Below are 12,018 nucleotides of genomic sequence, written 5' to 3'. Positions count from 1 at the left end.
ATGATCAGCAACCAGGAGTTCCCCCAGCCGGTCGCCGGCACCGTGGTGCCGCGTTTCGGCGACGTCGCAACCTTCATGCGCCTGCCGCTGTTCCGCGACCCGGCGGAGGTCGAGATCGGCATGGTGGGCGTGCCGTGGGACGGCGGCACGACCAACCGTCCCGGCGCACGGCACGGTCCGCGCCAGATGCGCGACCTCTCGACCATGATGCGGCGCATCCATCACGTTACGCGGGTGGCGCCTTATGAACTGGCGAAGTGCGGCGATCTCGGCGACGCGCCGGTCAATCCGGCCAGCGTCGACGATTCACTCGACCGCATCGAAAAGCACTACGCCAGGCTTCATGCCGCCGGCGTGGTGCCCCTGTCGGCCGGCGGCGACCACTTGATCACCCTGCCGATCATGCGCGGCATTCGCAAAGGCCTGCCGCCGCTCGGCATGGTCCATTTCGACGCCCATAGCGACACCTGGGACACCTATTTCGGCGGCTTCAAGTACACGCACGGCACGCCCTTCCGCCGCGCCGTGGAGGAGGGGCTGCTGGACCCCAGGCGGGTGGTCCAGATCGGCATCCGCGGTTCGCTCTACAAGGCCGACGACAACCAGTGGGCCGTCGACCAGGGCATGCGGGTCATCACCATCGAGGAGTATTTCGACCTCGGCGTCGAAAAGGTGGTCGCAGAGGCGCGCCGCGTCGTCGGTACTGGCCCGACCTATGTGAGCTTCGACGTCGACGGCCTCGATCCGGCGTACGCGCCGGGTACCGGCACGCCCGAGATCGGCGGCTACACCCCGCATGAGGCGCAGCGCATGCTGCGCGGCCTGCGGGGCCTCGACCTGGTCGGCGGCGACGTCGTCGAGGTCTCGCCGCCCTTCGACATGAGCGGCAATACCGCGCTCGTCGGCGTGACGATGATGTGGGAGATCCTCTGCCTGCTCGCGGAATCGGTGGCGAAGCGGAAGGGGCGGGTCTGACCCCTCGCACCTGCCAGGGATGGCGCCTGTCCGGGTGTCGGCGCTATCCTGCCGCCATGCGCGCCTTTCTCTTCAGCCTCCTCATCGCTTTCGTCGCCTCGTCTGCCTCGGCGCAGCCGGTGCCGCGCTGGCTGACCCTGCCGCCTACGCCTACGTTGCCGCCTGCGGTGAGCAGCGGTCACGCGCCGGTCAACGGCGTCTCGATCTGGTACGCGACCTTCGGAAGCGGGCCGCCGGTGATCCTGCTGCACGGCGGGCTCGCCAACTCGAACTACTGGGGGCACCAGGTTCCCGAATTGGCGAAGACCCACCGGGTGATCGTCATGGACAGCCGCGGCCACGGCCGCAGCACGCGGGACGCCAAGCCCTACGGCTATGCGCTGATGGCCTCGGACGTGTTGGGGTTGATGGACTATCTCGGCGTGCCGCAGGCTGCGGTGGTGGGCTGGAGCGACGGCGCCATCATCGGCCTCAGTATGGCGATGTCCCATCCCCAGCGTGTGTCGCGCCTCTTCGCCTTCGCCGCAAATTCCGACCCGGGCGGCGTCAAGGACGTGAACAAGAGCCCTGTGTTCATGGCGTTCATTGCCCGCGGCCAGAAGGAATACGAAGCGCTCTCGGCCACGCCGCGCGAGTACACGAAATTCGTCGAGGAGATCAGCACCATGTGGGCGACGCAGCCCAACTGGACGGCAGCCGATCTCTCCGCCATCAAGGTCCATACCTGGATCGTCGACGCCGACCACGACGAGGCGATCAAGCGCGAGAACACCGAGTTCATGGCGGGGGCGATTCCCCAGGCGGGGCTGCTCCTGCAGCCCGAGGTGAGCCACTTCTCGATGCTCCAGGCACCGCAGCAGTTCACCGATGATGTGAAGCGCTTCCTCGACCGCAAATGGGACTGACTCGCAGTCGTATATGCGTTCCGAACCTGCGCCTCGCCTGCATCGTCGAACCGCATAACCGAAATAGACGAAATATTCGAAACAAACGAAGGCAACGCCGCACCCCCGGCGAGCGATTCTCGAACCTGCAGGGGGTCTGCGCTTAGGCGGCCAGTTCCAGGATCTCCTTCACCTCGGCGGGGGTCGGGATCGGGCGCGGGTTGCGCGGCACCCAGGGGGTGCCCATGGCCTGCTGGGCGATGCGGTCGAAATGTTCGCGGCCGATCTTCACGTCCGACAGGTGGCGCGGCATGTCGAGGCCGCGGATGAAGCGGTCGAGCACGTCGCCCGCATCCTCGCCGGGATGGCCCATTGCGTTGGCGATCAGGGCCTGGCGGTCGGCGTTGGCGGGTTTGTTCCAGCGCATCACCCACGGCAGCATGATGCAGGAGGTGTGGCCGTGCGGCACGTCGAACACGGCGCCCAGCACGTAGCCGATGCCGTGGCTGGCGCCCATCGGCACGCCGGCGGCGATGCCGGTCATGGAGAGCCAGGCGCCGGTTTGGCAGTCGAGCCGTGCCGCCCTGTCGGAGGGATCGGCCTTCACCCTGGGGAGGCCGCGGGCCAGCAGCGACAGGCCGTGCAGGGAGGAGGCGTTACTGAACTCGGTCGATTCGTTGGAGCAGACGCCTTCGACGCAGTGATCGACGGCGCGGATGCCGGTCGAGAGCAGGAGCCACATCGGGGTGTGACGCGTCACCTCGGGATCGAGGATCACGGCCTGCGGGATGGTGAGCGGATGGCGGAACATCTCCTTCACCTTGGTGGCCTCGTTGGTGACGCCCGCGATGGCGGAGAACTCACCGGCCGAGAGGGTGGTCGGGATCGAGATCTGCCGCACGGTCGGCGGCTTCACCTCCACCTGGCCGCGGATCTGGTCCATGTCCTCGGGCGTGCGAACGTCGTTCGACAGGCAGAGCTGGACGGCCTTGGCGGCATCGGTGATCGAGCCACCGCCCAGGGTGACGATCAGGTCGGCACCAGCCGCGCGGGCCTGCTCGGCCGCCGCGACCACGGCGCTGCGCGGCGAATGCGCCGGCATCCTGTCGAAGGTGCCGATGCATTTGTTGCCCAGGGCCCGGCGCAGCTTCTCGATCTCGTCGGTCTCGCGGTTCAGGGTGCCGCTCACCATCAGGAAGACGCGGTTCGCGCCCTGCCGCTCGACCAGTTCCGCCAGCGCCTCGGCGGCGGGCCGGCCGAACACGACTTCTTCCATTTTGCTGAAAACCACACGGCCTGAAGCGGTCATGCTCATCCCCCTGTAATTTTGCTATCGTGGCGGCGAAACCAGGCAAGGAAAAGCATGACCGGCACCCGGGATGGCGCGATCGCCCGCGCAGAGAAATATTTCGACGAAGGAGGCTTCCTAGAGGAGCTGCAGCGGCGGGTCGCCATCCCCACGACCAGCCAGGAGCAGGGCTCTATGCCTGCCCTGCAGCAATACGTCTCCGGCGAGATGACCGACTCGCTGCAGAAGCTCGGCTACGAGTGCACCGTGCTGCCCAACCCGCGCAGCGAGTACGGTCCCTTCCTGATCGCCCGCCGGGTCGAGGATCCCGCCAAGCCGACCGTGCTGACCTATGGCCATGGCGACGTGATCCGTGGCCAGGAGGAGCAGTGGCGCTCGGGCCTGTCGCCGTGGAAGATCGTGATCGAGGGCGACAAGATGTATGGCCGCGGTACGGCCGACAACAAGGGCCAGCACACGATCAACATCGCCGCGCTCGCCTGCGTCATGCAGGAGCGCGGGACGCTGGGCTTCAATTCGACGATCCTGATCGAGACCGGCGAGGAGACCGGCTCGCCCGGCCTCGGCGATTTCTGCAAGGCGAACAAGGAGGCGCTCAAGGCCGACGCCCTGATCGGTTCGGACGGGCCACGCCTCGACCATCGCCGGCCGACCATCTTCGGCGGCACGCGCGGCACGCTGAACTTCAACCTCAAGCTCACGATGCGCGAGGGCGGCCACCATTCGGGGAACTGGGGCGGGCTGCTGGCCAATCCCGGCATCATCATGGCCCATGCGCTGGCCACCATCACCGACGAGCGCGGTCAGATCAAAGTCCCCGAGTGGCGGCCCAGGACGCTGACCAATTCGATCCGGGCGGCGCTCGCCGACGCCCATGTCGATGCGGGCGAGGGCGCTCCCGAGATCAATGAGGATTGGGGCGAGAAGTCGCTGACGCCGGTCGAGCGCGTGTTCGGCTGGAACAGCTTCGAGGTCCTTGCCTTCAAGACTGGCAACCCCGACCGCCCGGTCAATGCGATCCCTCCCAGCGCCGTCGCCTATTGCCAACTGCGCTTCGTCGTCGGCACCGATCCGCATGACATCATCCCGGCGCTGCGCCGGCATCTCGACAAGCATGGTTTCGGCATGATCGAGATCGAGCAGGCGCGCGATGTGATCATGAACGCGACCCGTCTCGATCCGGAGAATCCCTGGGCGAAGTTCGCGTCGAGCTCAATCGAGAGGACAGCAGGGCAGAAGCCCAACATGCTGCCCAACCTGGGCGGCTCGCTGCCCAACGAGGTGTTCACGGACGTTCTCGGCCTGCCTACGGTCTGGGTACCGCATTCCTATGCCGCCTGCTCGCAGCATGCGCCGGACGAGCACCTGCTGGCGCCCGTCGCCCGGGAAGGACTGCGGCTGATGACCGGCCTGTTCTGGGACTTGGGCGCTCAGGGGCGGCCGGTCTAGGCTCCGGGCCCGATGCTTTCAGCCGACGAGGCCGCAGACCTGATCGAAGCCATCGCGACCCGCCAGGATCGCGCGGCTTTCGCGCGCCTGTTCCAATATTTCGCACCCCGCGTGAAGGCTTTCATCATGCGTGGTGGTGCGGATCCGGAAGTTGCGCAGGAAGTGGCGCAGGAAGCGCTGATCATGGTCTGGCGCAAGGCTGCCAGCTTCGACCGGACGAAAGCCTCGGCGTCCACCTGGCTCTACACCATCGCCCGCAACAAGCGGATCGACCATCTGCGGCGCAATAACCGGCCGGCGATCGATACCGACGACTGGCTCACGGTTTTTGCACCGGAAGACGACGACGCCGACAAATCCGTTCTCGCAGGGCAGACGTATACTCGTGTGAAGGAGTTGCTCGGAGGGCTGTCGGCCGATCAGCTGGTGGTGATCGAGAAGGCATTCTTCGAGGACAAGACTCACACGGTCATCGCCGAGGAGCTGAAGTTGCCCCTGGGCACGGTGAAGTCGCGCATCCGTCTGGCGCTGGCGCGCCTGCGGGAAGCCCTGGAGAGAGACGAGTCATGAGCCGCCATCCGGCGCCCGATGAACTTCTGCTGGATTATGCCGCGGGTACCTTGCCGGACGGGCCGGCCCTGGCCGTGGCCCTTCATGTCGCGCTGGATCCGCAGTCGCAGCGCATCGTCGACAGGCTGAATGCCGTGGGAGGGGCGCTCATCGAGCGCGAACCGGTCCCGGCGTTCGGCGGTGAGAACGACGCGGCGGCACTGGAGCGAGCGCTCGCCCGGCTGGACGACCTGCCCGTGGAACCGCGGTCTTCGGCCGCGGATCGACGGCACGGCGCCTTCGAATGGGCGCCGGCGCCCCTGGTGCCGCATCTGCGGCCCGGGATGCACTGGCGCCGGGTGATGGGAAAGTTCGACGAAATCCGCCTCGATCTGCCCGGCGACTTTCATCGCGTCTCGCTGCTGCGCCTGGAATCGGGGCGGGGCCTGCCGGAGCACAAGCATGCCGGCTACGAGTACACGGTCGTGCTGCAGGGCGGATATACCGATGAGACCGGCAATTACGGCGTCGGCGATTTCGCGGTCGGGCCGGGCGACCAGCGGCACGAGCCGATCGCCGATCCGGGCGAGGCCTGTATCGCGCTGATCGTCGTCGAGAATCCCATCGTGCTGACGGGTCCTTGGGGGCGCTGGCTCAATCCGCTGGTCAGTCGCGGCTGGATCTGAAGCGGCCCAACGGAGCAACGTTGACCGCGCAGGGGCTTGCCTTCAGGTTTGTGGCCTGAGGAGAGGACCCCAATGCCGCGCATTCCGTACTACGAAGTCGAAAACGCCACGGGCAAGCATGCCGAGCTGCTCGGCAAGCTGAACCCGATGCTCAACATCTATCGGATGCTGGCCAATTCCGAGCAGGGCGCGAAAGGCTTCCTGCGCATGGGCAACGGGCTGCTGTACCGCTGCGAGCTCGACCCGGTGCTGCGCGAACTCGCCATCATCCGCGTCGGCCGGCTCAGCCGCACCGCCTACGAGGTCTTCCAGCACGAGCGCATCGGTCGCGAGGTCGGCGTCAGCGAGGAGAAGATCGCCGCCCTGCGCGACGCCACCATCGAGGCGCCGGCCTTCACTGACCATGACAAGGCCGTGCTGCGCTACACCGACGACGTGGTGCGCAATGTCCGTGCCTCGGACAAGACCCTGAAGGCCGTTCAGGCCTTCCTGTCAGCGGGCGCCCTCGTCGAACTCACGCTCACCATCGGCTACTACATGATGGTCTGCCGCTTCCTCGAGTCGATGGGCGTCGATGGCGAAGAGGGCCAGGCCGAGTGGCTCAAGACAGCCAAGCTGTAGGCATCAAATTCCTCCCCCGTCATCGGGGGAGGTGTCGGCGTTCCGCGCCGACGGAGGGGTCAGGAAGCGCATAAAAAGTGCATGACCCCACCGCTCCGATGACGGGGCACCTCCCCATTCGAATGGGGAGGCGGGATGGAAGACTAGGAGTAGAGAGATGGCGTACCGCGTCCTGATCGCGCAGTTCATGCACGAGACCAATACCTTCAGCAAACTGAAGACGACACTGGAGGATTACCGCAAGCGCTGGCTGATCGAGGGCGAGGAGATGGTGCCGCGCTTCACGGGCACCAAAAACGAGGTCGGCGGCTATATCGATTCGGTGAAGAAGTACGGCTGGGAGCCGGTCTGGGCGGCTGCGGCGAATGCCACGCCCTCGGGCAAGCTCACGAAGGAGACCTGGGAGCATATCCGAGACCTGATCCTCGATGCCGCGAAGAAGGCGGGCAAGCTCGACGCGATCTGCCTGTCGCTTCATGGTGCGGCCGTGACGGACACGGAGGACGATGCCGAGGGTGCCCTGCTCGAGGCGTTGCGCGCCATCGTCGGGCCGGACATCCCTGTCGTCGCCACGCTCGATCTCCATGCCAACGCCACGGCCAAGATGGCCCGGCACGCCAATGCGTTGGTGAGCTATCGCACCTATCCGCACATCGACGGCTATGAGCGGGCAGTGCAGGCTGCGGCACTCGTACAGGAGGCGCTGGAGGGCAAGAAGAGCCCGAAGTGCCTGCTGATCCAGTCTGCGATGCTGGACGGCGCCGATCACGGCAAAACCACACAGCCCGGCCTGATGCGCGACCTGCTGGCCAAGGCCGACGCCTTCGAGAAGGAGCCGGGCATCAACGTCGTCAGCATCCAGGCAGGCTTCACCTGGGCTGACATTCCCTATACCGGCCCCTCGATCGCGGTGAGCCACGAACCGGCAGCGGAGAAGCGTGCAAAGGAAGTGGCGGCCGCGATCCTCGACGAGATCTGGAAGCGCCGCGACGAGAATTCGTCCGATTTCCGGCCGGTCTCCGACGCCATTGCCGCGGCGAAGGCCGGCGTGGGCAAGGAAGGACCTCTGGTCGTTGCCGACGGCACCGACAATCCGGGCGGCGGCGGCTACAACGACACGACGCCGGTGTTGCAGGCATTGATCGACGCCAAGGTCGAGAACGTGGCCTTCGGCACGATCTACGATCCCGGCACCGTGCAGCAGGCGATCAAGGCCGGCGTCGGCGCGGAGATTGACGTCGAACTGGGCGGTCATACCGATCCCTCTATGGGGGCGCCGGTGAAGGCCCGGGCGCTCGTGAAGATGCTGTCCGACGGTTCGTTCAAGAACGACGGGCCGATGAATGCCGGCGTCGAGACCTCGATGGGGCCGACTGCGGTGTTGCGCATCGGCGGCATCGACGTGGTCACCATCTCCAACCGCATCCAGACCATCGACCTGCAGGTCTTCCTGAGCCAGGGGATCGATCCGCGCACCAAGAGCGTCGTGGTGGTGAAGAGCGTGCAGCACTTTCGGGCGGCCTATGCGCCGATCGCGCGCGAAGTCGTGCTCGTGGATTCCGGCGGCATCTGCTCGCCCGACATCTCGCGGCTGAAGTTCACCAAGCTGCGGCGGCCGATCTGGCCGCTCGACGGCGTGAACGATCCTTATGCGGGGCAGCGCGCCTGACCGTTGGCATGACACTGGCATGAGGATCGGCATGAACGTCACATGCGAGGCGCCTTTTCCCGGCGCATCCTTTGGTGCAACGCTTCGGCTCGACGGCGACGCCGCGGAGATCGTGGCGGCCGCCGAAAGCGATCCGAAGGCCCTTCCGGCAGCCCTGGCCGAGGCGAAGGGGTTGCTACTGATCCAAGGCATGAACGGGATCTCCCACGATCCCGATCTGCTGATCCGCCTGAGCCGCGTCTTCGGTCCGGAGGTCGAGGACTATCGCCACACGCTCACGAACCTGAACTCGGTGCATATCTCGGTGCCCGAGATCCTGCTGGTCTCCAACATGCCGCCGGTCTCCAAGCCGCCGCCCAAGCTGCCCGAGCCGCCGCTTGCGGCCGACGGCCTGATCCCGACCCAGTATCCCCATCGCAAGGGCTGGCACACCGACCAGAGCTATCGCCGGCCGCCGCCGGATATCTCGCTGTTCTATGCCGTGACGCCGGCCCGGCGCGACACCGGCCAGACCCTGTTCGCCAATGGCATCCTGGCCTATCAGGCCCTGCCGCCGGCGCTGAAGGAGAAGGTCGACACGCTGGTCGGCCTGCATGCCCAGCCGGGCTCGGGCCGCTCGCGCGAGGCGGCGCTGGCTGGGCGCACACCGCGCGTCTTCGCACCGCACGAGCGCTCGCAGCCGCAGCCGGTCGTGCGTACCCATCCGGTGACGGGCGAGAAGTCGCTCTTCCTTTGCGAATGGGGCCAGATGGACTGGTTCGAAGGGCCGTTCGTGGGCATGGAACCCGGCCCGCACGGGGCGGGGGCCGCGCTGCTCGACGAGATCATGGCGCACTACACGGAGCGTCGCTTCTGCTACGCCCACGAATGGACCGAGGGCGATCTTCTCATCTGGGACAATCGCTGCCTCGTCCATGCCGCCACCTGGTTCGATGGCGACCGTGAAGGCCGGCTGATGTGGCGCACGACCGTGCACGGCAATCCCGGCGCCTACTATGCTGGCGAGAAGAAGAGCTGGATTCCGGCGCCCGCAGCCTAAGGGGGCGCCTGATCCGGCTCAGCGCTTCTGGCGGAAGAAGGTCGTGAGCGCGTAGCGACGGCCGCGCGTGACCGGGCCGACTGCGTGCAGCAGCGAGCAGGAGAAGACCGCCGCTGCGCCCGCCGGCGGACTGACGCGCACGGCCGCATACTCCGGAAACACCAGCTCGCCGCCCTCGAAATCGTCGTTGAGGTTCAGCGATACGGCAAAGGCGCGATCGGCCGTCGTCGGCGCGCCATTGTCGCGATGCGCGGCGAAGAAATGCCGACCCTCGGCGCTGTAGGACAGCACGACATGGGAGTCGAAGGTGAACTCGCGATCGAAGGCGAAAACCTTGGTGAGCTCGGGGCCGATGCGATAGGCGAGGCGATCGGACACCGCCTTCAGCATCATCGGCTCGACGATCGTATAGTCCTCGGTGCGCTTCAGGGCCGCCATGTCGACATTGCCGTAGCGGCTGGAGACGCCCGAATCCTTGTGGTCGCCCTTGCCCCACAACCGGATGAGCTGGGTGCAGAAATCCGGCTCGAAAACGCGCGGCAGGACCAGCACCGGCGCCATCGCCGTGGTCAGACGCAGGTCGGCGCCGCCGTCGGCGCGCACCGAGTCGGCAACGTCCCTGATTGTCTCCGCGGCGGCCAGCAGGGCGCGCGTGTCGAACGTGGTCGCGACCCGCAGGTTGGGATCGAGCACGATCACGCGCTGGCGCAGGCCCATGCCCTGGCCGAACGAGACCGCCCCGGCCTGGGAGAGCAGCGCCGGCAGGAACTGGCCCTTGTCGTCACAGAGCAGCAGCGGTTCCTCGGGCGAGGCTCCAAGCTTCTTCCAGAGAGGTCCAGACGCCGCGACGGTATTGCCCGCGACGACGACGAGCGTCGTCGAGGCCGCGGTGCAGGCCGCGCGCAAGGATGCGAATTGCGCGGCGTCGACGGCTGACAGATCCATAACGGCGAGCAGGGCGACCGGGTCGCCGTTGAACGACCAGACGAACTTGCGGAGTTTTGCATCGAGACCCGGAAGTACGAAGTCGGGAAGACGGTCACCGGGCCGTAGGGAGAGCGTGTTCGTCATCATTCATTCGGGGGCTACCGCAGGGAGGGGCAAGATACTGGAAGCCTTGGGACCCGGGCGTCGCAAGTCGCCGCAGTCTGTGGATAATGCCCCTCAATGTCTCGCCAGACCTTCCAGCAATAGGGCGACGGCCTCCGCTCCCGGATCGGGAATGCCCTCGAGGTGCGAAGCCGGGACATAGCTCGAGCGGCCGGCGCGGGCCGTCATCATGCGGGCGGTGGCGTCGGCGCCGGCGCGTGCGGCGCTCGCTGCTTCATCCAGCCCCTGTGGCAGGGCCTGGAGTGCCGGCGCGATGGCATCGATCATGGTGCGGTCGCCAGGTTTGGCGCCACCATGGGACATCATCTTCGCAAGCCCGGCCGACATGGAGTCCTGCCAGGTTGCGCCCTCCGACGCCGACTGGCTGGCCGCGGCGAAGAAAATCGCCAGCAGCACGCCCGACGATCCTCCCATGGAGCGGGACAGCCCTTCGCTGGTTGCCGCGAAGAAGCGGTCGAGCCTGGCAAGCGGCATCAAGGGCAATGCCGCCTGCAGGTGGCGGGCGGCGGTGGCGACGGTCGAGCCGGTATCTCCGTCGCCCACCCGGGCATCGAGCGCGTTGAGCTTTCCCTCAACAGAAACCAGGATGTCGCAGGCCCGACTTACAAGGGCATTCAACGATGGGTTCCGGCTCGCCCTGACGGGCTTTCTCTTCAGCTCCCTCGGCAGCTTCATGAGCTTTGGTTTCACGTGGGTGCGGATCTTCGGCCAGACCAGCGGGCTGGCCGGCGAAAGTAGTGCTTTCTCGAAGTCGGGCGTCAGCGGCAGAAGACTCAGGGAGAAGCCGTGCATGTCGAGGGACGACACCAGCGTGGCCGGGCCCAGCACCAGCTTGAACTTGGCGCCTCGACGGCTCGCCAGCACCTCGTTGGTGAGCAGGTTCATCTCGAGCGCCGTGGTGGAACCGAGATTGTTGACCAGAAGGGCGTAAGAGCGCGCCGGTTTTGCCGCGGCGAAGAGGCGGTCGACGAGTACGAGGGCCGCTTGGCGCGCGCCTTCGAAATTCACCAGGTCGACGCCCGGCTCGCCATGGAGCCCGAGGCCGAGTTCGGCCTTGCCGTCGGGCACACGGTCTTCGCGGCCGATGCCGGGAAGCGTGCAGGAGGACAGTGAAACGCCGAGCGAAACCACCGCGTCGGCGGCCTTCCGGGCCATGGCGGCGACGGTCTTCAGGTTCGCCCCCTGCTCGGCGTAGTGGCCGGCGACCTTTTCGACGAGCATGACGCCGGCGATACCCCGGGGCTGGGGGATGTCCGGCAGCGCGATGTCGTCCTTCACGATCACGACCTCGACCTGCTTGCCGAGCGCGCGGGCGCGTTCCACGGCGAGGCCGAAATTCAGGCGGTCGCCGGTGTAGTTCTTGAAAATGACGAGGCATCCACCCTTGCCCGTCACCGCCATGATCGCGGCGAACACGGCGTCGACCGACGGCGAGGCGAAGACGTCGCCGCACACGGCGGCGGTCAGCATGCCCTTGCCGACGAAGGAGGCATGTGCCGGTTCGTGGCCGGATCCGCCGCCTGCCACGATGGCCACGCGACCCGGCTTGTGGTCGGTGCGCAGGACGACCTTGATGCCGGGATAGCCGTCGAGACGCGCCAGGTTGGCGCCGCCGCTGCTGCGCAATAGCCCATCGATCGCGTCGACGACGAGGCTCTCCGTGCCGTTTATGAATTGCATGGCGGTCCCACGTCGTACGGTTGCAGCAAGTGGGACGGTATAGCCGG

At 66.7% G+C, this 12,018-nt stretch carries 11 protein-coding genes; 8 read left to right on the top strand and 3 right to left on the bottom strand.

Going from position 1 to position 12,018, the window contains the following annotated elements; translation table 11 throughout:
- The gene (gene speB, locus Q0Q48_RS12840; protein ID WP_295138126.1) at positions 1-975 is read left to right on the top strand and encodes an agmatinase; all 975 of its coding nucleotides are present in this window, start codon (positions 1-3) and stop codon (positions 973-975) included.
- A 56-nt stretch (positions 976-1,031) separates the two neighbouring features.
- A complete protein-coding gene (locus Q0Q48_RS12835) occupies positions 1,032-1,880 on the top strand; it encodes an alpha/beta hydrolase (protein ID WP_295138124.1) in 849 nt (282 codons plus the stop codon).
- 142 nt (positions 1,881-2,022) lie between these two features.
- Here the strand turns inward: Q0Q48_RS12835 and Q0Q48_RS12830 are convergent, their stop codons facing one another.
- Positions 2,023-3,168, bottom strand: a complete 1,146-nt coding sequence (locus tag Q0Q48_RS12830; RefSeq protein ID WP_295138122.1) for an iron-containing alcohol dehydrogenase — start codon at positions 3,166-3,168, stop codon at positions 2,023-2,025.
- Between the two features lie 54 nt (positions 3,169-3,222).
- Between Q0Q48_RS12830 and Q0Q48_RS12825 the strand changes: the two genes are divergently transcribed.
- From Q0Q48_RS12825 to Q0Q48_RS12800, 6 genes are all read left to right on the top strand, one after another.
- The gene (locus Q0Q48_RS12825; RefSeq protein ID WP_295138121.1) at positions 3,223-4,617 is read left to right on the top strand and encodes a M20 family metallopeptidase; all 1,395 of its coding nucleotides are present in this window, start codon (positions 3,223-3,225) and stop codon (positions 4,615-4,617) included.
- 12 nt (positions 4,618-4,629) lie between these two features.
- The gene (locus Q0Q48_RS12820; RefSeq protein ID WP_295138119.1) at positions 4,630-5,187 is read left to right on the top strand and encodes a sigma-70 family RNA polymerase sigma factor; all 558 of its coding nucleotides are present in this window, start codon (positions 4,630-4,632) and stop codon (positions 5,185-5,187) included.
- Positions 5,184-5,852, top strand: coding sequence for a ChrR family anti-sigma-E factor (locus tag Q0Q48_RS12815; protein WP_295138117.1), 669 nt, complete (start codon positions 5,184-5,186; stop codon positions 5,850-5,852). The genes Q0Q48_RS12820 and Q0Q48_RS12815 overlap by 4 nt, the downstream gene beginning before the upstream one ends.
- A 72-nt stretch (positions 5,853-5,924) precedes the next feature.
- Positions 5,925-6,473, top strand: a complete 549-nt coding sequence (locus Q0Q48_RS12810) for a carboxymuconolactone decarboxylase family protein (RefSeq protein ID WP_295138114.1) — start codon at positions 5,925-5,927, stop codon at positions 6,471-6,473.
- Positions 6,474-6,630: 157 nt separating this feature from the next.
- Positions 6,631-8,142, top strand: coding sequence for a M81 family metallopeptidase (locus Q0Q48_RS12805; protein ID WP_295138112.1), 1,512 nt, complete (start codon positions 6,631-6,633; stop codon positions 8,140-8,142).
- A 31-nt stretch (positions 8,143-8,173) separates the two neighbouring features.
- Positions 8,174-9,181, top strand: a complete 1,008-nt coding sequence (locus tag Q0Q48_RS12800; protein WP_295138110.1) for a TauD/TfdA family dioxygenase — start codon at positions 8,174-8,176, stop codon at positions 9,179-9,181.
- An 18-nt stretch (positions 9,182-9,199) separates the two neighbouring features.
- Here the strand turns inward: Q0Q48_RS12800 and Q0Q48_RS12795 are convergent, their stop codons facing one another.
- Together Q0Q48_RS12795 and Q0Q48_RS12790 are read right to left on the bottom strand one after the other, a co-directional pair.
- A complete protein-coding gene (locus Q0Q48_RS12795) occupies positions 9,200-10,255 on the bottom strand; it encodes a 2OG-Fe(II) oxygenase (protein WP_295138108.1) in 1,056 nt (351 codons plus the stop codon).
- Positions 10,256-10,345: 90 nt separating this feature from the next.
- Complete coding sequence (locus tag Q0Q48_RS12790) at positions 10,346-11,971, bottom strand: dihydroxyacetone kinase subunit DhaK (protein ID WP_295138106.1); 1,626 nt, start codon at positions 11,969-11,971, stop codon at positions 10,346-10,348.
- Between the last annotated feature and the right edge of the window lie 47 nt (positions 11,972-12,018).

The sequence above is a fragment of the uncultured Reyranella sp. genome, from assembly GCF_945957355.1.
Lineage (GTDB): Bacteria > Pseudomonadota > Alphaproteobacteria > Reyranellales > Reyranellaceae > Reyranella.
The sequence above is the reverse complement of the archived record's forward strand: the minus strand, read 5'-3'. Positions and strand labels throughout refer to the sequence as shown.

What these genes read in the sequence shown, in the direction of transcription:
- Q0Q48_RS12805 (WP_295138112.1), top strand. Translation starts at nt 6,631, where the DNA reads ATGGCGTACCGCGTCCTGATCGCGCAGTTCATGCACGAGACCAATACC.
- speB (WP_295138126.1), top strand. Translation starts at nt 1, where the DNA reads ATGATCAGCAACCAGGAGTTCCCCCAGCCGGTCGCCGGCACCGTGGTG.
- Q0Q48_RS12815 (WP_295138117.1), top strand. Translation starts at nt 5,184, where the DNA reads ATGAGCCGCCATCCGGCGCCCGATGAACTTCTGCTGGATTATGCCGCG.
- Q0Q48_RS12810 (WP_295138114.1), top strand. Translation starts at nt 5,925, where the DNA reads ATGCCGCGCATTCCGTACTACGAAGTCGAAAACGCCACGGGCAAGCAT.
- Q0Q48_RS12830 (WP_295138122.1), bottom strand. Translation starts at nt 3,168, where the DNA reads ATGACCGCTTCAGGCCGTGTGGTTTTCAGCAAAATGGAAGAAGTCGTG.
- Q0Q48_RS12790 (WP_295138106.1), bottom strand. Translation starts at nt 11,971, where the DNA reads ATGCAATTCATAAACGGCACGGAGAGCCTCGTCGTCGACGCGATCGAT.
- Q0Q48_RS12820 (WP_295138119.1), top strand. Translation starts at nt 4,630, where the DNA reads ATGCTTTCAGCCGACGAGGCCGCAGACCTGATCGAAGCCATCGCGACC.
- Q0Q48_RS12825 (WP_295138121.1), top strand. Translation starts at nt 3,223, where the DNA reads ATGACCGGCACCCGGGATGGCGCGATCGCCCGCGCAGAGAAATATTTC.
- Q0Q48_RS12795 (WP_295138108.1), bottom strand. Translation starts at nt 10,255, where the DNA reads ATGATGACGAACACGCTCTCCCTACGGCCCGGTGACCGTCTTCCCGAC.
- Q0Q48_RS12800 (WP_295138110.1), top strand. Translation starts at nt 8,174, where the DNA reads ATGAACGTCACATGCGAGGCGCCTTTTCCCGGCGCATCCTTTGGTGCA.
- Q0Q48_RS12835 (WP_295138124.1), top strand. Translation starts at nt 1,032, where the DNA reads ATGCGCGCCTTTCTCTTCAGCCTCCTCATCGCTTTCGTCGCCTCGTCT.